Consider the following 22,944-nt stretch of genomic DNA (forward strand, 5'->3'; position numbering starts at 1 on the left):
ACGCCCGTTCGTGCAACTCCAGCAAAGAAAGCATTAGATTATGTCAAAGCGAGATTTTTACGAAGTATTAGGTGTCGGACGTGACGCCAGCGAACGCGAAGTGAAGAAAGCTTACAAGCGTTTAGCAATGAAGTTTCACCCTGATCGTAACCCAGGTGATAAAGAAGCCGAAGCTAACTTTAAAGAAGTTAAAGAAGCTTATGAAATCCTAACCGACAGCGATAAGAAAGCGGCGTATGACCAATTTGGTCATGCTGGCGTTGATCCTAATCGTGGTGGTGGTCACGGCGGTGCTGATTTTGGCGATGTGTTTGGCGACGTATTTGGTGATATCTTCGGCGGTGGCCGTCGTGGCGGCGGGCAACGTCAAGCTGCGCGCGGTAGCGATCTACGCTATAACCTTGAACTGTCTTTAGAAGAAGCAGTTAAAGGGCTAAGCAAGGAACTACGCATTCCTACGCTGGCAGCGTGTGAACCTTGTGATGGTAGTGGTGCTAAAAAAGGCTCTAAGCCAACCACTTGTGGTACCTGTCATGGTCAAGGCCAAGTGCAGATGCGTCAAGGGTTCTTTGCTGTACAGCAAGCCTGTCCTACTTGTAATGGCCGCGGTAAGATCATTAAAGATCCTTGCAAGAAGTGTCATGGTGAAGGTCGCGTAGAGAAAAGCAAAACTTTATCAGTTAAAATTCCAGCAGGAGTTGATACTGGCGATCGTATTCGCTTAACAGGTGAAGGCGAAGCGGGTGAGTTTGGCGCACCTCCTGGTGACTTATATGTTCAGGTTAGTGTGCGTGAGCATGCTATTTTCCAAAGAGATGGTAATAACCTTTATTGCGAAGTGCCTATCTCATTTAGCAAGGCTGCATTGGGCGGCGAGATTGAAGTGCCAACATTAGATGGTAAAGTTAATCTTAAAATCCCAACTGAAACACAAACTGGCCGTATGTTCCGCATGCGTGGTAAAGGTGTTAAATCAGTTCGTAGTCATGCTGTTGGTGATCTACTGTGTAAGGTTGTAATGGAAACGCCAGTCAACCTTAATGAGCGCCAAAAAGAGTTGTTACGCGAATTTGAAGAGACCTTAACAGGTCAATCAAAAAAACATAGCCCAAAAGCTGAAGGTTTTTTTGACGGTGTTAAAAAGTTTTTTCAAGATTTGAATAGCTAATAATTTGGTTAGTTGTTATACAATAAAAGCCTCGCATTGCGAGGCTTTTTTTTTACTCAAAAATTGGATTGAATTAACGATGAAGGGATTACTGTTAATTATAAGCGTGGTGTTATTGCTGTCGGGTTGCGCAACGAATCAGTCGCCAACTGGCCGAGGTCAAACGTTACTGTTTTCGTCGCAAGAGATGACCCAACTCGGGAACGCCTCATTTGCTGAAATTAAAAAGAATGAAAAAATCAGTAATGACGTCGCATTAACGCAATATGTTGATTGCGTTGCCAGTCGCATTACTCAAGCGTTACCGGATCAAAGCCAACATTGGGACGTGGTGGTATTTGAATCAGAGCAAGTCAATGCGTTTGCACTGCCCGGCGGCCACATTGGTGTCTATACGGGCTTACTCAAGGTGGCGCAAAATCAAGACCAGTTGGCAACGGTCATAGGGCATGAAGTTGCACATGTATTAGCTAACCATAGTAATGAGCAAGTATCGCGAGCGAAAATGACCAATACTGGCATGCAATTGGCTCAACTTGCGCTAGGGGTGAGCGGAATATCAAACCAAGAACTTTACATGGGCGCCTTAGGTTTAGGTGTACAAGTTGGTTATACGCTGCCTTACGGTCGCGAGCAAGAAACCGAAGCTGACGTAGTGGGTGTTAAGTTAATGGCTGCAGCTGGATTTGACCCTAGCCAGAGCGTGGCGTTATGGCGCAATATGGCTGAAGCTGGCGGAGAGCAAGGGCCAGAGCTGCTTTCAACTCACCCATCTCACGGGCAACGTATCGCGCAACTGCAAAAAATGCAGACAGAGGTTCAACCACTATACAAAGCGAGCCTGATTAGTGTGAAAAATCGTTGCCAACGGCCAAAATAACCGCACTTTTTAAGGCTATATTGCGAATAATATGATAAAGTTACGCGCGAAAATTCATTGAATCATTGAGAGAATAATCATTATGTCTGATAAGTTCAGTACCATCGAAGAGCAAGCAAGTTACGGTGTTGGTCGTCAACTTGGTGAGCAACTCGCTGCAAACTCGTTTGAAGGTATCGATATTTCTGCCGTTAAATTGGGTCTTTCTGACGCTTTTGAAGGTAAAGAAAGTGTAGTTGCTATGCAAGATATGCAAATTGCATTTACTGAAATCAGCCAACGTATCCAAAAAGTTCAAGAAGCTGCCGCAGCTGCTGCATCAGAAGAGGGTGAAAAATACCTAGCTGAAAACGCTGCTCGTGATGGCATCGTGACAACGGAATCAGGCCTACAGTATGAAATCATTACTGAAGGAAACGGCGAGAAGCCAGGTTTTGATTCAACAGTACGTACTCACTACCACGGTACATTCATCTCTGGTGATGTATTTGATAGTTCAGTGACTCGTGGCGAACCAGCTGAATTCCCAGTATCAGGCGTTATCGCTGGTTGGACTGAAGCCCTTCAGTTGATGGGTGTTGGTTCTAAGTGGAGATTGTACGTTCCACAACACCTTGCTTACGGCGAGCGTGGCGCGGGAGCTTCTATCCCGCCATATTCAACTTTGGTATTCGAAGTTGAATTGTTAGAGATTGTTAAGTAAGACAATAAGCCTAAGTTAATCCTTAGGCTTTTTTTTGGTTTGTGCAGGAGTGATTGAAATGACGGAACAAGTAAGAGTCGCGATTACCGGCGGCAGTGGTCGAATGGGACGAACTCTTATTGATGCGGCTAAACAACATAAGTTGATACTTTTAGGCGCGGCGATTGAACGAGCGGGATCGACGCTGTTAGGTGTCGACGCTGGCGAGCTTGCTGGTGTTGGTACGATGAATGTTCCGATCACTGACTCACTTGATAATGCAGCTGATGATTTTGATGTACTTATTGATTTTACTTCGCCAGAAGCGAGCGTCATCCATACCGATTGGTGTGCTAAAAATGGCAAAGCCATCGTCATTGGTACTACAGGTTTCAATCATGCTCAAAAAGAGCACATTAGTGCTTACTCTGAACAAATTCCAATTGTGCTAGCACCCAATATGGCTGTTGGCGTAAACCTCATGTGGAGGCTGCTAGAAGTTGCAGCTGAAGTTATGGGTGAATACAGTGATATTGAGATCCTTGAAGGCCATCATCGTTTTAAAAAAGATGCGCCATCAGGCACTGCTTTAAAGATGGGTGAGGTCATTGCCGAAAAGCTGGGTCGTGATCTAGAAGAGTGTGCTGTATATGGCAGAGAAGGGATCACCGGAGAACGCGACAGAAAAACCATAGGCTTTGCCACCGTTCGCGCTGGCGACATTGTTGGCGAGCATACGGCCTTATTTGCAGACATGGGTGAGCGACTAGAAATAACCCATAAAGCCTCCAGTCGGATGACATTTGCTAATGGTGCTATGCGTGCATCAACTTGGTTAGTTGAGCAAAAAGCAGGCTTGTACGACATGCAGCAAGTTCTTGGCTTAAAGTAAATAATTATTCAAAATTGCTACTGTGTTTTTTTGGGAAACTCTTTTTTTTGATAAAAGCACAGTTGCACTATAGACGAGTACCAACTTTACATATAGAATCGCCGGAATTTGTCAAAATTTCGTATTTTAGCGAAAGTTGGTATTTTAAAAAAACACAAAAAAACATTGTATTTCAATGATCTGGCTCTTTCCGGAGGTCGCGTTGACAAAGTCTGCCTTACTCGTACTTGAAGATGGAACCGTTTTTTCTGGCACTGCAATTGGTGCTGAAGGGATGTCTGTTGGTGAAGTGGTATTTAACACTTCAATGACTGGTTACCAAGAAATTTTGACTGATCCATCATATGCCCGTCAAATCGTAACATTAACTTATCCACATATTGGTAACACCGGCACAAATGAAGAAGACACTGAATCGTCGTCTGTTCATGCTTGTGGCCTGATTATTCGAGACTTGCCGTTGATGGCGAGTAACTTTCGTAATCAGCAATCATTAAGTGATTACTTAACGGCTAACAATGTTGTTGGTATTGCAGATATTGATACCCGTAAATTGACTCGTATTTTACGAGAAAAAGGCGCTCAAGCAGGATGTATTCTTGTGGGTGACTTGGATGAAGCTAAAGCGCTTGCAGCAGCGAAAGCATTCCCTGGTTTAAAAGGAATGGACTTAGCAAAAGAAGTTACCACCACTGAGGCCTATCAATGGCGCAGCGGTAGCTGGCGTCTTGTTGGTGGGTTACCTACTGATAAAACTGAAGCTGAGCTTAAGTATAAAGTTGTTGCGTATGATTATGGTGTAAAACGTAATATTTTACGCATGCTCGTTGACCGTGGCTGTGACGTTACAGTTGTACCTGCACAAACTCCAGCATCGCAAGTACTAGCGATGAACCCTGATGGTGTTTTCCTATCAAATGGCCCAGGTGATCCTGAACCGTGTGACTATGCGATTGCTGCAATTCAAGATATTTTAAAAACCGATATTCCGGTTTTTGGGATCTGTTTGGGTCATCAGTTATTAGCATTAGCCTCTGGCGCTAAAACCCTGAAAATGAAGTTTGGTCACCATGGTGCTAACCATCCTGTGAGCAATATTGAGCAAGGTAATGTCATGATCACTAGCCAAAACCATGGTTTTGCTGCTGATGAATCAACATTGCCAGCCAACATTAAAGTGACCCATAAGTCACTATTTGATGGCTCTTTGCAAGGTATACACCTGACCGATAAACCCGCGTTTAGCTTCCAAGGACACCCTGAAGCGAGCCCTGGACCCCATGATGCAGCGCCACTGTTTAATCATTTTATTGATTTGATTGAACTGTATCGTTCGAACGCCAAGTAGTTAACTCATCCAGGAGACGATTTAAGCAATGCCAAAACGTACTGATATTAAAAGTATTCTTATCCTAGGTGCTGGACCAATTGTGATTGGCCAAGCCTGTGAGTTTGACTACTCAGGCGCTCAAGCCTGTAAAGCGCTACGCGAAGAGGGTTATCGAGTTATTCTTGTTAACTCTAACCCTGCCACCATCATGACAGACCCAGAGATGGCCGATGCAACTTATATCGAGCCAATACACTGGGAAGTGGTACGCAACATTATTGCCAAAGAGCGCCCAGATGCGATTTTGCCGACAATGGGTGGCCAGACCGCACTTAACTGCGCACTTGAACTCGAAAGCCGTGGCGTACTAAAAGAGTTCAATGTTGATATGATTGGCGCAACTGCTGATGCTATCGACAAAGCTGAAGACCGCAGCCGTTTTGACCAAGCAATGAAGGCGATTGGACTTGAATGTCCTCGTGCTGGTATTGCGCACAACATGGACGAAGCACGTGCTGTATTAGCTGAAGTTGGTTACCCATGTATCATTCGCCCATCATTTACCATGGGCGGCAGTGGTGGCGGTATCGCTTACAACAAAGAAGAGTTTGAGGATATCTGTTCTCAAGGTCTAGAATTGTCGCCAACCAGCGAATTGCTTATCGACGAATCTTTGATTGGTTGGAAAGAGTACGAAATGGAAGTGGTTCGTGACCGCAACGATAATTGCATTATTGTCTGTGCCATTGAAAACTTCGACCCAATGGGCGTGCACACGGGCGACTCGATCACCGTAGCTCCAGCGCAAACATTAACAGATAAAGAGTACCAGTTGATGCGTAATGCATCACTTGCAGTACTGCGCGAAATCGGTGTTGAAACTGGTGGTTCAAACGTCCAGTTTGGTATTAATCCGAAAGATGGCCGCATGGTTATCATTGAGATGAACCCACGTGTTTCTCGCTCATCTGCACTCGCATCAAAAGCGACGGGCTTCCCTATCGCTAAAATTGCAGCAAAACTGGCTGTTGGCTTTACTCTTGACGAGCTAAGCAACGACATTACTGGTGGTGCAACTCCTGCATCATTTGAGCCTGCAATCGACTACGTAGTAACAAAGATCCCGCGTTTTAACTTTGAAAAATTTGCTGGCTCAAATGATCGCTTAACCACACAGATGAAATCAGTGGGTGAAGTGATGGCGATTGGCCGTACTTTCCAAGAGTCGCTACAAAAAGCGCTTCGTGGTTTGGAAGTTGGCAAGAAAGGTCTGTGTCCTGAAATTGATTTAGCTGAAACCGATGCGCTCTCTCGCATCCGTCATGAGCTAAAAGAGCCTGGTGCAGAGCGGATTTGGTACATTGCTGATGCTTTCCGCGCCGGTCTTAGTGTTGAAGATATCTTTGGTTTGACCAATATTGACCCTTGGTTCCTAGTACAGCTTGAAGATTTGCTAAAAAGCGAAGCACAAGTTGCGGAAACGGGGCTTGCTGGACTTACCGAAGACGTACTACGTAAGCTTAAACGTAAAGGTTTTGCCGATTCACGTTTAGCAGCCCTTGCAGGTGTAAGCGAAACTGAAGTACGTAAACTACGTACTCGGTTTGAGATCCACCCAGTTTATAAGCGTGTCGATACCTGTGCGGCTGAGTTCTCAACCGATACAGCTTACATGTATTCTACTTATGAAGAAGAGTGCGAAGCTAACCCATCAAACCGTGACAAAATCATGGTGCTGGGCGGCGGACCAAACAGAATCGGTCAAGGTATTGAGTTTGATTACTGCTGTGTACACGCGGCATTAGCGTTACGTGAAGACGGGTACGAGACCATCATGGTTAACTGTAACCCTGAAACGGTTTCAACCGACTACGACACGTCTGATCGCCTCTATTTTGAATCAATCACCTTTGAAGATGTGCTTGAAATCGTCCGCATTGAGAAACCAAAAGGCGTTATCGTGCAATACGGTGGTCAAACACCGCTTAAATTAGCGCGAGATTTAGAAGCCGCAGGTGTACCGATTATTGGCACCAGCCCAGACGCAATTGACCGCGCAGAAGATCGTGAACGCTTCCAGCAAGCGATTGAGCGCTTAGGTATGAAACAGCCAGAAAACGATACCGTGACCACGGTTGAAGGTGCGGTTATTTCTGCTGAGCGCATCGGTTACCCGTTGGTGGTTCGTCCATCATATGTATTGGGTGGTCGAGCTATGGAGATTGTTTATGACGAGCAAGATCTTCGCCGCTACTTTAATGAAGCTGTAAGCGTATCGAATGCGTCACCTGTACTGCTAGACCGTTTTCTTGATAACGCTATCGAAATTGATATCGATGCCGTTTGTGATGGTGAAACGGTTGTGATTGGCTCAATTATGGAGCATATCGAGCAAGCAGGTGTTCACTCAGGTGACTCTGGTTGTTCATTGCCGCCATATAGCTTAAGCCAAGATGTACAAGACCGCATGCGTGAGCAAGTAGGTAAGCTTGCAATGGAGCTGGGTGTTATTGGTCTAATGAACGTACAGTTTGCAGTTAAGGATAACGAGATCTACATGATTGAAGTTAACCCACGTGCTGCGCGTACTGTGCCATTTGTATCAAAAGCGACCGGTGTACCGTTAGCTAAGATTGCCGCTCGAGTAATGGCTGGCCAAAGCCTTAAGTCACAAGACTTCACACAGGAAGTTATTCCGCCGTTTTACTCTGTAAAAGAAGTGGTACTGCCGTTTAATAAGTTCCCAGGTGTAGATCCTCTACTAGGCCCTGAAATGCGCTCAACAGGCGAAGTCATGGGCGTGGGTGATACATTTGCTGAAGCTTATGCCAAAGCCCAGCTAGGTGCGACATCAGAAGTGCCAAAGTCGGGACGTGCACTTATTTCGGTACGTAATAGCGATAAAGCACGTGTTGCAGATCTCGCGGCTAAGCTCATAGGGTTAGGTTACGAAATTGATGCGACTCATGGTACAGCAGTCATTTTGGGCGAAGCGGGGATTAATCCACGTCTTGTGAATAAAGTCCATGAAGGCCGTCCGCACATTCTTGACCGCATTAAAAATGGCGAGTACACCTACATTGTTAATACCACTGAAGGTCGTAAGGCGATTGAAGATTCACGCCAACTTCGTCGCGGTGCATTGCGTTACAAAGTGAACTACACCACGACATTGAATGCAGCGTTTGCTACATGTATGGCGCATGCAGCCGATGACCGTACAAACGTCAACTCAGTGCAAGAGCTACATAAACGCATTGTAGATTAAGTTAAGTTATCTATAAAAGGCCGCATATAGCGGCCTTTTTTTATGGCAAGAAACAGCGCCAACTTTAACAGTTAACTTAATACCACCTGGGCGAGTGACATAAACTCTTTAGTGGATTTGACTCATTCATGTAGAATAGGCAGTGTGCACAGCCACTTTATAGGGTTGAACAATGTGTCAAATAAGTGAACATACTTGCGGTTAGTAAAAAAACTTGTGACTTTGCTAGTAACTAAAGCCAAGGTTGAGTAAGCTTTATTAATTCCCTATGCGTAACTTATGCATTCAGCGTTCTTAATGGCGCAATTCCACAGATTATGACCCCGTCGACAATTTTTAAGTTGGCGAGGACTGCTTTTGTTTTAAAGGAGACGAAAGAAGCTTATGAGTAAGGTTCCAATGACTGTCGTCGGTGCAGAACGACTGCGTAAAGAATTAGAAATTTTGAAATTTGAACGTCGTCCAAAAATTGCACTGGCAATTGGTGAGGCACGTGAGCTTGGTGATTTAAAAGAAAACGCTGAATATCATGCAGCACGAGAAGAACAAGGCCTATGTGAAGCTCGAGTTCGCGACATTGAAGGTAAATTATCTCACGCGCAAATTATTGATGTTACCACTATGCCAAATACTGGTCGGGTTATTTTTGGTACCACAGTGACAATTTTGAATATTGAAACTGATGAAGAAGTGACATATCGCATCGTGGGTGAAGACGAAGCTAACGTAAAAGAAAACTTACTGTCAGTTAGTTCTCCGATTGCACGTGGCTTAGTGGGTAAAAGTATCGACGATGAAATTTCGATCACAACCCCTGGCGGCACCAATGATTTTGAAATAATTAAAGTCGAATATATTTAGTCGTTAATATCGCTTTAATTTTGAAAAAAAAAGCCGCTAATGTGAATTAGCGGCTTTTTGCGTATATAAGTAATAGGTTACTTAATGTATTACTTTGCCTTTGGCACAGCAATTTTCATTTCTTCAGACTGACGGAACAGTACTAATACGTGACCAATAAGCTGTACATTAACAGCTTGTGTTTCACGTACAATGGCGTCAACGATTGCTTTTTTTAGCTCTCTGTCACCAGAGGCTATTTTCACTTTGATCAATTCATGATGAGAGAGTGCGCTATCTATTTCAGCCAGTACACCTTCAGTTAAGCCGTTGCCACCAAGCATCACTACAGGCTTTAAATTATGCGCCAAGCCCTTTAAGTGCTGTTTTTGTTTGGTTGTTAAGTTCATTTATACCAACTTTATGCTGAGTTACTGTTGAAAAAACGCTATTCTACCCTTATATAAGCTTTGTGTAACTCTCAATTGTTGCGGATTTTAAATGTCAGGTAAAAAACGAACAGCGAGTTCTTCTCGCTGGATGCAAGAACATTTCGACGATCACTATGTTAAACTCGCGCAAAAACGTGGGTTTAGGTCACGTGCGGCCTTTAAGATAGAGGAGATCCAAGAGAAAGATAAACTGATTCGTTCAGGTATGACTGTAGTTGATTTAGGTGCAGCACCTGGTGGATGGTCACAAGTTGCGGTGAAGCTTGCTGGAGATCAAGGCAAAGTGATAGCGTGCGACATTCTACCTATGGATCCAATCGTTGGTGTCGACTTCCTACAAGGCGACTTTCGCGAAGAAAAAGTGCTTGATGCACTCTTAACTCGTGTAGGTGATGCTAAAGTCGATGTTGTATTATCTGACATGGCCCCTAACATGAGTGGTAGCGGCGGGGTTGATCAGCCTCGTGCAATGTATTTAGTGGAACTTGCTTTAGATATGTGTCATCAAGTTTTGGCACCTAATGGTTGTTTCGCCGTGAAAGTTTTTCAGGGGGAGGGCTTTGACGAATACATGAAAGCAGTAAAACAAGCATTTAAAACAGTTAAAACACGTAAGCCAGATTCATCGCGAGCAAGATCGCGTGAAGTCTATCTTGTGGCGACTGGGTACAAGTTATAGTAATCTATTGTAAGTACTCTAACATTGGTTTTCGAAAGACTTTAAAAGAGGTCGAGTAATTTGAGTGACATGGCTAAAAATTTAATTCTCTGGGTTGTCATCGCAGTTGTGTTGATGTCGGTATTCCAGGGCTATTCCCCCTCTTCTTCAAATAAACAGAAGATGGATTATTCTACCTTTTTAGAAGATGTTCGCACGGGGCAAATAAATACTGTCGAAGTGAAAAGCGATCAACGAACTATTGAAGGAACAAAACGCACTGGTGAGCCATTTGTCACTATTATGCCAATGCCGGATCTTGATTTAATCAACGATTTGGACCGCAAGGGCATAATGATGAAAGGTCAAGAAGCTGAAGAGTCAGGATTCTTAACCCAAATATTTATCTCGTGGTTCCCAATGCTACTGCTGATAGGTGTGTGGATCTTCTTCATGCGTCAAATGCAAGGTGGCGGAGGCGGTAAAGGTGCAATGTCATTTGGTAAGAGCAAAGCTAAGTTGATGAGCGAAGACCAGATTAAAACGACTTTTTCGGATGTTGCAGGTTGCGATGAGGCCAAAGAAGACGTAAAAGAATTGGTCGATTACCTTAAAGATCCGACACGCTTCCAAAAATTGGGCGGTCGCATTCCAACAGGTGTGTTGTTAGTTGGTCCTCCAGGTACAGGTAAAACACTGATCGCTAAAGCTATTGCCGGTGAAGCTAAAGTCCCATTCTTTACTATTTCAGGCTCAGACTTCGTTGAAATGTTTGTTGGTGTCGGTGCATCGCGTGTACGTGACATGTTCGAGCAAGCAAAAAAATCAGCGCCTTGTATTATCTTTATCGATGAAATCGATGCTGTAGGTCGCCAACGTGGCGCTGGTGTTGGTGGCGGTCATGATGAGCGTGAGCAAACATTAAACCAAATGCTGGTTGAAATGGATGGTTTTGAAGGTAACGAAGGTGTAATTGTTATTGCCGCAACTAACCGACCAGATGTATTAGATGCTGCTTTACTTCGACCAGGTCGTTTTGATCGTCAAGTGGTTGTTGGCTTGCCTGATGTTCGTGGCCGTGAACAAATCCTTAAAGTTCACATGCGTAAAGTACCGTTAGCTGATGGTGTTAAAGCCAGTGTTATTGCACGTGGTACGCCAGGTTTTTCTGGTGCAGACCTTGCTAACTTGGTCAACGAGGCTGCTTTATTCGCTGCACGTAACAGTCGTCGTGTGGTTAGCATGGAAGAATTTGAAAGTGCAAAAGACAAAATCATGATGGGCGCAGAGCGACGTACCATGGTGATGTCTGAAGCTGAAAAAGAGATGACTGCATACCATGAAGCGGGTCACGCAATTGTTGGTTGTTTAGTACCTGAGCATGATCCTGTACATAAGGTGACGATTATTCCACGTGGCCGAGCACTTGGTGTGACGTTCTTCTTGCCAGAAGCTGATGCGATTAGCCAAAGCAGACAGAAACTTGAAAGCCAAATTTCAGTTGCTTACGGTGGACGTTTAGCGGAAGAGATCATCTACGGTGGAGAAAAAGTGTCTACCGGTGCTTCGCAAGATATTAAATATGCGACATCAATCGCGCGTAACATGGTGACTCAGTGGGGCTTCTCTGAAAAGCTAGGTCCGGTACTTTATGCTGAAGATGAAAATGAAGTGTTCTTAGGGCGCAGCATGGGTAAATCGCAGCATATGTCAGATGACACAGCGCGAATTATTGATGCTGAAGTTAAGATGCTGATTGACTCAAACTATGACCGAGCGCAGCAGTACCTTACAGATAACATGGACATACTTCATGCAATGAAAGACGCATTGATGAAGTATGAAACCATTGATTCAGATCAAATTGAAGACCTAATGCAACGCCGTGAAGTTCGTTTACCTGCGGAGTGGCAAAAGGATCAGCAGTCTAATAACGACAGTGATAACAATGGTGCACCTTCTGAAAAGAAAGATGACATTAAAGAAACTGAAGAGACTAAAACTGATGTCACTGATGCAGATGAATCAGCTGCTAAGTAATCTTTAGATATTTTAAAAAAACCCCTTTAATGGGGTTTTTTTATTTATGGAGGTTTATTTTGTCAACACTAACGAGCGGCAATAAGTCATTAGATTTATCTAGCCCAGTGGTCATGGGGATCCTTAATGCAACCCCTGATTCATTTTCTGATGGTGGGCAGTTCAATTCAATTGCGGCTGCCTGCCACCAAGCTGATGTCATGGTTGCGCAAGGCGCTAAGTTCATCGATATTGGTGGTGAATCGACACGTCCTGGAGCGAATGCGGTATCTGAAGCCGATGAGCTGGAGCGAGTGTTGCCTTTGATTGAATACGTTGCAAAGCACCATGATGTGTGGATTTCAATCGACACCAGCAAGCCTGAGGTCATGAGAGCTGCGGTGAATGCCGGAGCGGACCTTATTAATGATGTTAGAGCATTGCAAGAGCCAGGGGCGATAGAGGCGGCGAGTGAGCTTAATGTGCCTGTGTGCTTGATGCACATGCAAGGGCAGCCAAGAACAATGCAGCAAGCGCCAGCTTATGATGATGTGATTAAAGACATTAACCAGTTTTTTAAACACAGAATAGAAGCATGTCTGGAAGCGGGAATGAAGCGTGAAAACATTGTACTGGATCCCGGATTTGGCTTTGGTAAATCATTAGCGCATAATTACGAGCTATTACGCCGTTTAAGTGAGTTTAAACCGTTGGGGTTACCCTTGCTCGCGGGAATGTCACGCAAAAGCATGTTTGGCCAACTGCTTAATCGAGATGTGTCGCAAAGGTTAAGCGCATCTCTAGCTGGAAATATGCTAGCAGTACAAGCTGGTGCAAGTATTGTGCGGGTGCATGATGTACAAGAAACTGCAGATATGTTGGCCGTATTACATGCAACGAATCATTACCAGGGTATTAACTGAGTCGAACTGCAGTTTATATCAAGTACTGGGTAGGATCTGAGCATCCATTTCTACCCCCGTTTTAAGTTTGGAGTTTTCGTGAAACAAAGACAATTTTTTGGTACAGATGGCATTCGCGGTAAAGTGGGTGCGGGTAAAATGACGCCTGAGCTAGCCCTTAAGTTAGGTTGGGCAGCTGGCCGTGTATTATCTAGAGCTGGTACTCGTAAAGTGATTATCGGTAAAGATACCCGTATTTCTGGCTATCTTTTTGAATCTGCACTTGAGGCGGGTTTGTCTGCTGCAGGTCTCGATGTATTGCTGATAGGACCAATGCCAACCCCTGCGGTTGCTTATTTGACCCGCACTTTCCGCGCTGAAGCGGGTATCGTGATCAGTGCATCGCATAATCCATATTATGATAACGGCATTAAGTTTTTCTATACCGATGGTAGTAAGCTTGATGATAGCGTCGAGCTTGAAATTGAAGCTGAACTAGAAAAACCATTAACCTGTGTTGAGTCTCACCTGTTAGGCAAAGTCGGTCGTATTAATGATGCTGCGGGCCGCTACATTGAATATTGTAAAAGTCACTTTCCAGCAGAACAAACTCTTAGCGGGCTCAAGATTGTGGTCGATTGTGCCCATGGCGCAACATATCATATAGCGCCGAATGTATTTAGAGAGCTAGGTGCAGAAGTTATTGCTATTGGCGATAAGCCAAATGGTCTAAATATCAATGACAAGGTCGGCGCCACTTCAATGGCTAAGATCTGTGAAACCGTAATAGAGCATAATGCCGACTTAGGTATCGCATTGGACGGTGATGGTGACCGGATTATGATGGTTGACCGTAACGGTCGAGTTATTGATGGCGATGAAATTCTCTATATTTTGGCTATTGATGCACAAAAACACGGTGAATTACGTGGTGGTGTGGTCGGTACATTGATGTCTAACCTTGGCTTAGATTTAGCGCTGCAAGCTGTTGATATTCCATTTATTCGCTCTAATGTAGGCGATCGCTATGTGATGGCATTGATGAAGGAAAAAGGCTGGAAAATTGGCGGCGAAAACTCGGGCCATATCCTCAACCTTGACCACGGTACAACCGGTGACGGAATCGTTGCGGGTATTTTGGTGCTTGCAGCCATGCGCCGCCAGCACGCTAGCTTAGAGGAGTTGACAGCTGGTATCACCATGCTGCCGCAAATACTCGTCAATGTTCGCTTTGAAGGTTCCAATGACCCATTAACTTCAGACGAAGTATTAGCGGCAAAACAAGAAGTAGAACAAAAACTAGGAACAAGAGGACGCGTATTATTACGTAAGTCTGGCACTGAACCGTTACTTAGAGTGATGGTTGAAGGTGACGACGCTAAAGATGTGACTGAATTTGCAAACTACATCGCTGATGCAGTTCGTAATTTAGTATAAATGTCTTGCTGAGTTTGCTCGCATAGATGAAAATAGACATGAAAGTGGACCCGTATTACGGATATAACTCCTTGGTAGCATAAAAAATATGCGTTCTAACCGAGTTTAGTAAAAATTCCACTTTTAGGTATTGTAAGTTCACAAGTGGTTCGCTATTATTCACGCCGCTTTCAGAGGAGACCGTAATGGCACTAAGACGTCCCATGGTTGCTGGTAATTGGAAAATGAATGGCAGTGCACAACTTGCACAAGAGTTATTCAAAAAATTCGCTACCAAGCTCCAAAATGATTCTGCGGAAGTGGTATTGTGTCCGCCTTCGATTTATTTAGAAAGCGTTCGACAGCTACTAGATGAAAATAAAGAAGCCTTAAATGGTTGTCTTGTCAGAATGGGCACGCAGAATGTCAGTCAACATGACTTCGGTGCGTATACTGGTGAAATATCTGGTCAGATGTTAAAAGATTCAGGGTGTCGATATGTTATTATCGGGCATTCAGAGCGTCGCCGTATGTACGGTGAGACAAGTGATATCGTAGCAGAGAAATTTGCTGCAGCTCAAAAACATGGTTTGACTCCGATACTGTGTGTTGGTGAGTCAGGTCCAGCTCGCGAAGCAAGACGAACTTTCGAAGTTATTGCTGAAGAGTTAGATATCGTCATTGAAAAAAATGGCACTATGGCTTTTGACAACGCTATTATCGCCTACGAGCCGTTATGGGCAGTAGGGACGGGTAAAAGCGCTACGCCAGAGCAGGCACAGGAAGTTCATGCGTTTATTCGCAAACGCCTCTCTGAAGTATCTCCATTTATCGGAGAAAATATCAGGATTTTGTACGGTGGTAGCGTAACACCGAGTAATGCCGCGGATTTATTTGCGCAACCTGATGTAGACGGTGGTTTAATTGGTGGTGTAAGCCTCAATGCTACTGAATTTCTCAGTCTATGTACGATAGCGATGAGCGCATAAATATGTATGAAGTTCTAATGGTTGTATATTTGTTGGTTGCGTTAGGTCTAATTGGACTTATCCTAATCCAGCAAGGTAAAGGCGCTGATATGGGAGCTTCTTTTGGCTCTGGCGCATCAGGTACACTTTTCGGTTCATCAGGTTCTGGTAACTTTTTGACTCGCTCAACAGCAATCTTAGCCATTGCGTTTTTTGCCTTAAGCCTAGCAATAGGTAATTTAAGTGCAAATCACACTAAAGCTGAAGATTCTTGGAATGATTTAGGTACTGAAGCAGCACAAGCTGTTGAAGTAAGCACTGAGCAGGCAGAAGATAAGATCCCTGATTAATCCATAAAATGTTATGGTAGTTATTATTCAAATAGATTAATAACTTGATTGTTAAATGACTATTAACCTCTAAACGTAGTCATTAAAGAAGCAATCAATGTACGAATTATGCGGATGTGGTGGAATTGGTAGACACGCCAGCTTGAGGGGCTGGTGAGCGAAAGCTCGTGGGGGTTCAAGTCCCCCCATCCGCACCAAATCTTTGATTTTGTTTAGTGACCGAATCAAAGGTAATAAAGTGGTTATTTAAGCCCTTTATTATTGCAAGTCGAGATGAATCTCAATATACTTGCAGAAGTTGTCGCGGGGTGGAGCAGTTTGGTAGCTCGTCGGGCTCATAACCCGAAGGTCGTCGGTTCAAATCCGGCCCCCGCAACCAGCTTCCCAGTAATGGATTTAGGTCCTATACTGTTACAGGTTCTGGATATATCAACCTCGTCATTACGGGGTTTTTTGTTATCTGGGACTTACAAAACGGTCATATAAATTGACTTTTTACTGGGGCTATTAGGCCCTTTTTTGTTTTTCTGGGGGTAACCTTGGCTACATTAGAACGCAAACTGGTAGAGCTGTTGAAAGCGCCAGTTGAAGCATTAGGCCACGAGCTTTGGGGTCTAGAATATATTCAAGCAGGTAAGCACTCTATCTTGCGTTTATATATAGACAACGAAAAAGGGATTTTTGTTGATGACTGTGTCGATGCCAGTCGTCAAGTAAGTGCTGTTTTGGATGTTGAAGATCCGATTTCAACAGAATACACACTCGAAGTATCTTCACCTGGTGTTGATAGACCATTGTTCACTGCACAGCAGTATGAACTTTATACCGGTGAGACCGTTAAAGTACAATTAACGATGCCTGTCGCGGGTAGTCGTAATTTGAAAGGCACTGTTATTGGCATTGAGGGGCAAATGCTTACTCTGTCGGTAGACGGTAACGAACTGATAGTTGCTTTGGATAACATCCGTAAAGGCAATTTAATCGCTAAGTTTTGATGAATTCAAGGTGAACGAGGCAAGAGAATGAATAAAGAGATTCTGCTAGTCGCTGAGGCGGTTTCAAACGAAAAAGGTGTACCACGCGAAAAGATTTTTGAAGCGTTGGAAATTGCACTCGCCACAGCAACCAAGAAAAAATATGAAGGTGACATCGAAGTTCGTGTTGCTATTGATCGCAAAACAGGTGCTTACGAAACTTTCCGTCGTTGGTTAGTGGTTGAAGACACTGGCGAGCCGTTAGAAAACCCTTTCAGTGAAATTACGCTAGAAGCGGCAGTATATGACGATCCTGAAATAGGCCTAGGCGGCTATATTGAAGATGAAATCGATTCTGTAGCGTTTGACCGTATTACAACGCAAACAGCTAAGCAAGTTATCGTACAGAAAGTACGTGAAGCTGAACGTGCTCAAATCGTTGACCAATTTCGTGACCGCGAAGGTGAATTGATTGTTGGTGTGGTTAAGAAAAGCAACCGCGAAAGTGTTGTTGTTGATCTTGGTGCTAATGCTGATGGTGTTCTATTTAAAGAAGATTTGATTTCACGTGAATCTTTCCGCCCAGGCGACCGTGTACGTGCATTGCTTTTCTCTGTACGTCCAGAGGCGCGTGGTGCTCAGCTATTTTTGACCCGTACTAAACCGGATATGCTGATTGAGCTTTTCCGTGTTGAAGTACCAGAAATTGCTGACGAGATGATTGAAATCATGGGCGCTGCTCGTGATCCAGGATCTCGCGCTAAAATTGCTGTTAAGTCTAACGACCGCCGTATCGATCCTATCGGTGCGTGTGTAGGTATGCGAGGCGCTCGTGTGCAAGCTATCTCTAATGAGCTTGGCGGCGAACGTGTTGATATCGTGCTTTGGGATGATAACCCAGCGCAGTACGTGATTAACTGTATGGCTCCTGCTGATGTTGCATCAATCATCGTAGATGAAGATAACCATTCTATGGATATCGCTGTTGAAGCTGACAGTCTTGCGCAAGCTATTGGCCGAAATGGTCAAAACATCCGTCTAGCGACTCAACTTTCTGGTTGGGAACTCAACGTGATGACTGTTGCTGAGATGAAAACTAAGCATCAGGCTGAAAGCGCTAAAGTAGTAAACTTGTTCATTGACACACTAGATGTTGATGAAGATTTTGCTCAAGTTCTTGCTGACGAAGGTTTTACTTCTTTAGAAGAAATCGCTTACGTCCCAGCATCAGAGCTATTAGAAATTGATGGATTCGACGACGATATCGTTGACTCTTTAAGAGAGCGCGCAAAAGCAGCAATCTCGACTCGCGCACTTGCGACTGAAGAGGCACTTGACGGTGCTTCACCAAGTGAAGACCTTTTAGCATTAGAAGGTTTAGATAGACACTTGGCATTCGTAATGGCAAGTATGGGCGTAATCACGCTAGAAGATTTAGCCGAACAAGGCATTGATGATTTGATCGAAATTGAAGAATTAACAGAAGAAAAAGCAGGTGAGCTCATTATGGCTGCCCGTAATATCTGTTGGTTTGGCGAAGAAGCATAAGTCGATCAACAGAGGGGAATTTACAAATGGCAGATACAACAGTAGACAAGCTAGCCAAAGAAGTTGGGAAAAGTGCTGATCGACTAGTCGAACAGTTTTCTCAGGCTGGTATTAAGAAAACCGCTAAAGATACGGTTTCTGAATCTGAAAAACAGCAGTTGCTTGATTTTCTTAAGAAGCAACACGGTGGCGATGCTGCACCAACAAAAATGACGCTCCAACGTAAATCTGTTTCTACTTTGAGTGTTGCAGGCAGCGGTGGTCAATCGAAAGACGTTAAAGTTGAAGTGCGTAAAACACGTACTTTCGTTAAACGTGACGAAGCACAAGAAGCTGAATTAGCAGCAAAAGCAAAAGCTGAAGAAGAGGCTAAAGCAGCCGCTGCTGCAGCACAGGCTAAAGCCGAAGCTGCTGCTAAGCAAAAAGCTGACGAAGAAGCTAAAGCGAAAGCTGAAAAAGCGAAAGCGGCTAAGCAAGCTGCTGCGCCAGCACAAACTGCTGATGAAAAAGCGGCTAAAGCTGAAGCTGATAAGCTTCAAGCTGCTAAAGATGCAGTCGCTAAAGCTAAAGCTGATAAAGAAGCGGCAGCAGCGACTGAAGAAGCGCGCCGCCTAGCTGAAGAAAACGCTAAGCGTTGGGCTGAAGAAGAAAAAGCCCGTAAAGAAGCTGAGAAAACAGGCGATCATCACGTAACGACTTCTACCGAAGCTCGTGCTGCTGAAGATACTGCTGATGCAAACGCTGAAAAGCGTGGACGTCGTCCACGTAAACCTTCTGCAAATGCTGGTAACAACACACCTAACGCTAACGCCGGTTCAGGCCGTCCAGGTGGTAAAGGTAAGCGTGGTAAAGATAACCGTAATTCACGTAATTCACGCAATTCACGCAATGCGCGTAGCGTTGCGCCAGAATCAATGGATCACGCGTTTAACAAGTCTGCTGTTGTTGTTAAAGCTGATGTGAGCATCGGTGAAACGGTTTCTGTTTCAGAACTTGCTTCAAAAATGTCGATCAAAGCGACTGAAATCATTAAGCAGATGATGAAGATGGGTTCTATGGTTACAATTAACCAAGTCCTTGACCAAGAAACTGCGCAGCTTGTTGCTGAAGAAATGGGTCACAAAGTAATTCTGATCCGTGAAAACGAATTAGAGCATCAAGTACTTGCTGACCGTAACGGTGAAGTTCAAGTTGAGCCACGCGCTCCAGTTGTTACTATCATGGGCCACGTTGACCATGGTAAAACATCACTGCTTGATTATATCCGTCGTGCAAAAGTAGCCTCTGGCGAAGCCGGTGGTATTACCCAGCATATTGGTGCTTATCACGTTGAAACTGAAAACGGTATGATCACCTTCCTTGATACTCCTGGTCACGCTGCGTTTACTGCAATGCGTGCTCGTGGTGCTAAAGCAACTGATATCGTTATTCTTGTTGTTGCTGCAGATGATGGCGTTATGCCGCAAACAATTGAGGCTATCCAACATGCGAAAGCAGGTGGCGTACCGCTAATTGTTGCTGTAAACAAAATGGATAAGCCTGAAGCTGACCCTGATCGCGTTAAGTCTGAACTGTCTCAACATGGCGTAATGTCAGAAGATTGGGGCGGAGAGAACATGTTCGTTCATGTTTCAGCTAAGAACGGTGATGGTATTGATGAACTACTTGAAGGTATCCTTCTTGAGTCTGAAGTACTTGAACTTAAAGCTGTTCGTGAAGGTATGGCTGCTGGTGTTGTTGTTGAATCTAAGCTTGATAAAGGCCGTGGTCCAGTTGCAACCGTACTAGTACAAGAAGGTACATTGAAGCAAGGCGATATCGTTCTTTGTGGTCTTGAGTACGGTAAAGTCCGTGCAATGAAAGACGAAAACGGTAAAGCAATTAAAGCTGCGGGTCCATCAATCCCTGTAGAGATCTTAGGTCTTTCAGGTGTGCCTTCTGCAGGTGACGAAGCGACAGTGGTTCGTGACGAACGTAAAGCGCGTGAAGTTGCACTATACCGTCAAGGTAAGTTCCGTGATGTTAAGTTGGCTCGCCAACAGAAATCTAAGCTTGAAAACATGTTCGCCAATATGGTTGAAGGTGAAGTTCAAGAGCTTAACTTGGTACTTAAAGCTGACGTTCAAGGTTCACTTGAAGCGATTGCTGATTCACTGAATAAGTTATCAACTGACGAAGTTAAAGTTAACATCATCGCTCGCGGCGTTGGTGGATTAACTGAAACGGATGCAACACTAGCTGCAGCGTCTAACGCAATTATGGTCGGCTTTAACGTTCGTGCTGATGCACAAGCGCGTAAAGTGGTTGACAGCGAAAGTGTTGATCTACGCTACTACAGCATTATCTACCAATTGATTGATGAAGTTAGAGACGCAATGAGCGGCATGCTAGCGCCAGAATTCAGACAAGAAATCATTGGTCTTGCTGAGGTTCGTGACGTATTTAAGTCTCCTAAAATCGGCGCTATTGCAGGTTGTATGGTTACTGAAGGTACGATTAAGCGTAGCGCTCCAATCCGCGTTCTTCGTGACAACATCGTTATTTATGAAGGCGAGCTAGAGTCACTACGTCGCTTTAAAGATGATGTTAATGACGTTCGTAACGGCATGGAATGTGGTATCGGTGTGAAGAACTATAATGACGTCAGAGTTGGCGATCAGATTGAAGTATTCGAAACCGTTGAGATAGCGCGTACTCTGTAACCTATCTTGTAACTTATTTATAAGGGCGGCGTTAGCCGCCTTTATTTTTTAAAGTAAATGGCAAACATATTATGGCAAAAGAATTTAGTCGTACACGCCGCATAGCACAGCAGTTACAACAAGAGCTTGCACAAGTGCTTCAGCGTGATATGAAAGACCCTCGCATCGGTTTTGTTACCGTCAATGATGTCGATGTTTCACGTGATTTAAGCTATGCAAAAGTTTACGTGACTTTCTTTGAAGAAGACGAGAGTCTTGTTAAAGAAAAAGTACAAGCATTGGATGATGCTTCTGGTTACATTCGTTCATTAGTCGCTGGGCGTATGAAACTACGTGTAATGCCTGAAATACGATTTATCTATGATAGCTCGTTGGTTGAAGGTATGCGTATGTCTAACCTTGTTAGCCGCGTTATCAGCAACGATGAAGCGAAGCAGCAAGAGCACGGCACGGCAGAAGAGCCTCAGCAAGACAGCAACAAGGTTGAGGACGACAAGTAATGGCTCGCCGTTCTCGTGGTCGCCATATTGATGGCGTATTATTGCTTGATAAAGATACAGGCATGAGCTCTAATTTTGCATTACAAAGAGTTAAACGCTTTTTTAATGCAAATAAAGCGGGCCATACTGGTGCACTTGATCCATTAGCAACGGGTATGCTGCCTATTTGTTTAGGCGAAGCAACAAAGTTTTCCCAGCATCTGCTTGATGCTGATAAACGCTATTTAGTGACAGCTAAGCTTGGTCAGCGTACTGATACCAGTGACTCCGATGGCGAAGTCGTTCAAACGCGTGAAATTAATTTTACTCAAGAGCAGCTTGATGCGGCGCTTGAGCATTTTCGTGGTAAAACGATGCAAGTCCCTTCAATGTTTTCAGCGCTTAAATACCAAGGTCAGCCTTTGTATAAATATGCGCGTGAAGGTATTGAAGTACCGCGCGAGGCACGCCCTATCAATGTCTTTGAACTTAATTTTATCAGCCTAGAAGGTGATGAGTTAACACTGGATATTCATTGCTCTAAAGGCACCTACATACGCACAATCACTGATGACTTAGGTGAAATGCTTGGTTGTGGCGCACATGTAGTGATGTTACGCCGCACACAAGTAGCTGGTTACCCATATGACAATATGGTATCACTTGCCCAACTTGAAGCATTGGTTGCTAAAGCTGAAGAGGAGTCGTTAACTTTATCTGAAGTACTTGATCCTCTGTTATTGCCTATGGATACTGCGGTCAGTGATTTTAAGGAAATTAACCTATCAGATGATTTGGCTCCATTCTTAATGAATGGCAACCCAGTCCAGGTAGCTAATTTGCCCGTTGATGAACTTGTAAGGATCACCTTAGGTGACGAGCATAAGTTTGTTGGTATTGGCCAAATGAATGATGATGGATTGCTGGCGCCAAAACGACTTATTGTGTTAAGAGCAGAGTCTGAATAGCCGCAATTTTTTGTAGGCTCAAGATAAACCTGTTGCTACTACCTTGCATAATGGGTAGAATAGCGCGCCCACTTTGGCTGAGTTAGTGATCGGCTGAAGTTTTTTAAATATTATTTTGGAGATAGAAATGTCACTAAGTGTTGAAGCTAAAGCTAAAATCCTAGCTGAATATGGTCGTTGTGAAAATGATACTGGTTCTACTGAAGTTCAAGTTGCTCTGTTAACTGCACAGATCAACCACCTTCAAGGCCACTTCAAAGAGCACATCCATGATCACCATTCACGTCGTGGTCTACTACGTATGGTTAGTACTCGTCGTAAACTTCTTGCATACCTTAAGCGCACTGAAATCGTTCGCTACCAAGAGCTTATCAAGAAGTTAGGTCTACGTCGTTAATCTTTAATTAGATAACGTTCGACCTATTAAAAGGAGGCTTAGCCTCCTTTT

At 44.2% G+C, this 22,944-nt stretch carries 20 protein-coding genes and 2 tRNA genes; 21 read left to right on the forward strand and 1 reads right to left on the reverse strand.

The window, feature by feature from the left end:
* Window positions 1-40 precede the first annotated feature (40 nt).
* From dnaJ to greA, 7 genes are all read left to right on the forward strand, one after another.
* Window positions 41-1,168 carry a molecular chaperone DnaJ gene (dnaJ, locus tag RGE70_RS04045; RefSeq protein ID WP_310470258.1) on the forward strand — a complete coding sequence of 376 codons (1,128 nt, stop codon included), beginning with the start codon at window positions 41-43 and terminating at the stop codon, window positions 1,166-1,168.
* A 79-nt stretch (window positions 1,169-1,247) separates the two neighbouring features.
* Complete coding sequence (locus RGE70_RS04050) at window positions 1,248-2,048, forward strand: M48 family metallopeptidase (protein ID WP_310470259.1); 801 nt, start codon at window positions 1,248-1,250, stop codon at window positions 2,046-2,048.
* An 82-nt stretch (window positions 2,049-2,130) separates the two neighbouring features.
* Window positions 2,131-2,751 carry a BamJ family beta-barrel-assembly machinery protein gene (bamJ, locus tag RGE70_RS04055; protein WP_310470260.1) on the forward strand — a complete coding sequence of 207 codons (621 nt, stop codon included), beginning with the start codon at window positions 2,131-2,133 and terminating at the stop codon, window positions 2,749-2,751.
* Between the two features lie 58 nt (window positions 2,752-2,809).
* Window positions 2,810-3,622: a 4-hydroxy-tetrahydrodipicolinate reductase gene (dapB, locus tag RGE70_RS04060; RefSeq protein WP_310470261.1), complete on the forward strand. Its 813-nt coding sequence runs from the start codon at window positions 2,810-2,812 to the stop codon at window positions 3,620-3,622.
* A 175-nt stretch (window positions 3,623-3,797) separates the two neighbouring features.
* Complete coding sequence (carA, locus tag RGE70_RS04065; RefSeq protein WP_310470262.1) at window positions 3,798-4,970, forward strand: glutamine-hydrolyzing carbamoyl-phosphate synthase small subunit; 1,173 nt, start codon at window positions 3,798-3,800, stop codon at window positions 4,968-4,970.
* Between the two features lie 28 nt (window positions 4,971-4,998).
* Complete coding sequence (gene carB, locus RGE70_RS04070) at window positions 4,999-8,220, forward strand: carbamoyl-phosphate synthase large subunit (protein WP_310470263.1); 3,222 nt, start codon at window positions 4,999-5,001, stop codon at window positions 8,218-8,220.
* A gap of 384 nt (window positions 8,221-8,604) precedes the next feature.
* Window positions 8,605-9,081: a transcription elongation factor GreA gene (gene greA / locus RGE70_RS04075; protein ID WP_310470264.1), complete on the forward strand. Its 477-nt coding sequence runs from the start codon at window positions 8,605-8,607 to the stop codon at window positions 9,079-9,081.
* 89 nt (window positions 9,082-9,170) lie between these two features.
* Here the strand turns inward: greA and yhbY are convergent, their stop codons facing one another.
* Window positions 9,171-9,470, reverse strand: a complete 300-nt coding sequence (gene yhbY / locus RGE70_RS04080; RefSeq protein ID WP_310470265.1) for a ribosome assembly RNA-binding protein YhbY — start codon at window positions 9,468-9,470, stop codon at window positions 9,171-9,173.
* A gap of 91 nt (window positions 9,471-9,561) precedes the next feature.
* Here yhbY and rlmE point away from each other — a divergent pair, with 91 nt between their 5' ends.
* The 14 genes from rlmE to rpsO all read left to right on the forward strand — a co-directional run bounded on the left by rlmE (window position 9,562) and on the right by rpsO (window position 22,893).
* Window positions 9,562-10,191 carry a 23S rRNA (uridine(2552)-2'-O)-methyltransferase RlmE gene (gene rlmE, locus RGE70_RS04085; protein ID WP_310470266.1) on the forward strand — a complete coding sequence of 210 codons (630 nt, stop codon included), beginning with the start codon at window positions 9,562-9,564 and terminating at the stop codon, window positions 10,189-10,191.
* Window positions 10,192-10,260: 69 nt separating this feature from the next.
* Window positions 10,261-12,210, forward strand: a complete 1,950-nt coding sequence (gene ftsH / locus RGE70_RS04090; protein WP_310470267.1) for an ATP-dependent zinc metalloprotease FtsH — start codon at window positions 10,261-10,263, stop codon at window positions 12,208-12,210.
* A gap of 113 nt (window positions 12,211-12,323) precedes the next feature.
* Window positions 12,324-13,112: a dihydropteroate synthase gene (folP, locus tag RGE70_RS04095; RefSeq protein ID WP_375087930.1), complete on the forward strand. Its 789-nt coding sequence runs from the start codon at window positions 12,324-12,326 to the stop codon at window positions 13,110-13,112.
* 78 nt (window positions 13,113-13,190) lie between these two features.
* Window positions 13,191-14,528: a phosphoglucosamine mutase gene (glmM, locus tag RGE70_RS04100; RefSeq protein WP_310470269.1), complete on the forward strand. Its 1,338-nt coding sequence runs from the start codon at window positions 13,191-13,193 to the stop codon at window positions 14,526-14,528.
* A 185-nt stretch (window positions 14,529-14,713) separates the two neighbouring features.
* Complete coding sequence (gene tpiA / locus RGE70_RS04105) at window positions 14,714-15,496, forward strand: triose-phosphate isomerase (protein ID WP_310470270.1); 783 nt, start codon at window positions 14,714-14,716, stop codon at window positions 15,494-15,496.
* 2 nt (window positions 15,497-15,498) lie between these two features.
* Complete coding sequence (gene secG, locus RGE70_RS04110; RefSeq protein ID WP_310470271.1) at window positions 15,499-15,825, forward strand: preprotein translocase subunit SecG; 327 nt, start codon at window positions 15,499-15,501, stop codon at window positions 15,823-15,825.
* A gap of 110 nt (window positions 15,826-15,935) precedes the next feature.
* Window positions 15,936-16,022, forward strand: a tRNA-Leu gene (locus RGE70_RS04115).
* Window positions 16,023-16,127: 105 nt separating this feature from the next.
* Window positions 16,128-16,204, forward strand: a tRNA-Met gene (locus tag RGE70_RS04120).
* A gap of 160 nt (window positions 16,205-16,364) precedes the next feature.
* Window positions 16,365-16,820, forward strand: a complete 456-nt coding sequence (rimP, locus tag RGE70_RS04125) for a ribosome maturation factor RimP (RefSeq protein WP_310470272.1) — start codon at window positions 16,365-16,367, stop codon at window positions 16,818-16,820.
* A gap of 27 nt (window positions 16,821-16,847) precedes the next feature.
* On the forward strand, window positions 16,848-18,347 hold the full coding sequence (gene nusA, locus RGE70_RS04130; protein WP_310470273.1) for a transcription termination factor NusA: 1,500 nt from the start codon (window positions 16,848-16,850) through the stop codon (window positions 18,345-18,347).
* Between the two features lie 26 nt (window positions 18,348-18,373).
* On the forward strand, window positions 18,374-21,049 hold the full coding sequence (gene infB, locus RGE70_RS04135) for a translation initiation factor IF-2 (RefSeq protein ID WP_310470274.1): 2,676 nt from the start codon (window positions 18,374-18,376) through the stop codon (window positions 21,047-21,049).
* Window positions 21,050-21,120: 71 nt separating this feature from the next.
* Window positions 21,121-21,549 (forward strand): 30S ribosome-binding factor RbfA, encoded by a 429-nt coding sequence (gene rbfA, locus RGE70_RS04140; protein ID WP_310470275.1) that lies wholly within the window; start codon window positions 21,121-21,123, stop codon window positions 21,547-21,549.
* Window positions 21,549-22,496, forward strand: coding sequence for a tRNA pseudouridine(55) synthase TruB (truB, locus tag RGE70_RS04145; protein WP_310470276.1), 948 nt, complete (start codon window positions 21,549-21,551; stop codon window positions 22,494-22,496). Before rbfA ends, truB begins: the two co-directional genes overlap by 1 nt.
* A gap of 127 nt (window positions 22,497-22,623) precedes the next feature.
* A complete protein-coding gene (gene rpsO / locus RGE70_RS04150; protein ID WP_310470277.1) occupies window positions 22,624-22,893 on the forward strand; it encodes a 30S ribosomal protein S15 in 270 nt (89 codons plus the stop codon).
* Window positions 22,894-22,944: the final 51 nt, after the last annotated feature.

Source organism: Shewanella youngdeokensis (assembly GCF_033180165.1).
In the GTDB taxonomy this organism is placed as follows: Bacteria; Pseudomonadota; Gammaproteobacteria; order Enterobacterales; family Shewanellaceae; genus Shewanella; species Shewanella youngdeokensis.

What these genes read in the sequence shown, in the direction of transcription:
- dnaJ (WP_310470258.1), top strand. Translation starts at nt 41, where the DNA reads ATGTCAAAGCGAGATTTTTACGAAGTATTAGGTGTCGGACGTGACGCC.
- tpiA (WP_310470270.1), top strand. Translation starts at nt 14,714, where the DNA reads ATGGCACTAAGACGTCCCATGGTTGCTGGTAATTGGAAAATGAATGGC.
- folP (WP_375087930.1), top strand. Translation starts at nt 12,324, where the DNA reads ATGGGGATCCTTAATGCAACCCCTGATTCATTTTCTGATGGTGGGCAG.
- ftsH (WP_310470267.1), top strand. Translation starts at nt 10,261, where the DNA reads ATGGCTAAAAATTTAATTCTCTGGGTTGTCATCGCAGTTGTGTTGATG.
- bamJ (WP_310470260.1), top strand. Translation starts at nt 2,131, where the DNA reads ATGTCTGATAAGTTCAGTACCATCGAAGAGCAAGCAAGTTACGGTGTT.
- rlmE (WP_310470266.1), top strand. Translation starts at nt 9,562, where the DNA reads ATGTCAGGTAAAAAACGAACAGCGAGTTCTTCTCGCTGGATGCAAGAA.
- greA (WP_310470264.1), top strand. Translation starts at nt 8,605, where the DNA reads ATGAGTAAGGTTCCAATGACTGTCGTCGGTGCAGAACGACTGCGTAAA.
- rbfA (WP_310470275.1), top strand. Translation starts at nt 21,121, where the DNA reads ATGGCAAAAGAATTTAGTCGTACACGCCGCATAGCACAGCAGTTACAA.
- nusA (WP_310470273.1), top strand. Translation starts at nt 16,848, where the DNA reads ATGAATAAAGAGATTCTGCTAGTCGCTGAGGCGGTTTCAAACGAAAAA.
- RGE70_RS04050 (WP_310470259.1), top strand. Translation starts at nt 1,248, where the DNA reads ATGAAGGGATTACTGTTAATTATAAGCGTGGTGTTATTGCTGTCGGGT.
- yhbY (WP_310470265.1), bottom strand. Translation starts at nt 9,470, where the DNA reads ATGAACTTAACAACCAAACAAAAACAGCACTTAAAGGGCTTGGCGCAT.
- carA (WP_310470262.1), top strand. Translation starts at nt 3,798, where the DNA reads ATGATCTGGCTCTTTCCGGAGGTCGCGTTGACAAAGTCTGCCTTACTC.
- infB (WP_310470274.1), top strand. Translation starts at nt 18,374, where the DNA reads ATGGCAGATACAACAGTAGACAAGCTAGCCAAAGAAGTTGGGAAAAGT.
- secG (WP_310470271.1), top strand. Translation starts at nt 15,499, where the DNA reads ATGTATGAAGTTCTAATGGTTGTATATTTGTTGGTTGCGTTAGGTCTA.
- truB (WP_310470276.1), top strand. Translation starts at nt 21,549, where the DNA reads ATGGCTCGCCGTTCTCGTGGTCGCCATATTGATGGCGTATTATTGCTT.
- carB (WP_310470263.1), top strand. Translation starts at nt 4,999, where the DNA reads ATGCCAAAACGTACTGATATTAAAAGTATTCTTATCCTAGGTGCTGGA.
- rpsO (WP_310470277.1), top strand. Translation starts at nt 22,624, where the DNA reads ATGTCACTAAGTGTTGAAGCTAAAGCTAAAATCCTAGCTGAATATGGT.
- dapB (WP_310470261.1), top strand. Translation starts at nt 2,810, where the DNA reads ATGACGGAACAAGTAAGAGTCGCGATTACCGGCGGCAGTGGTCGAATG.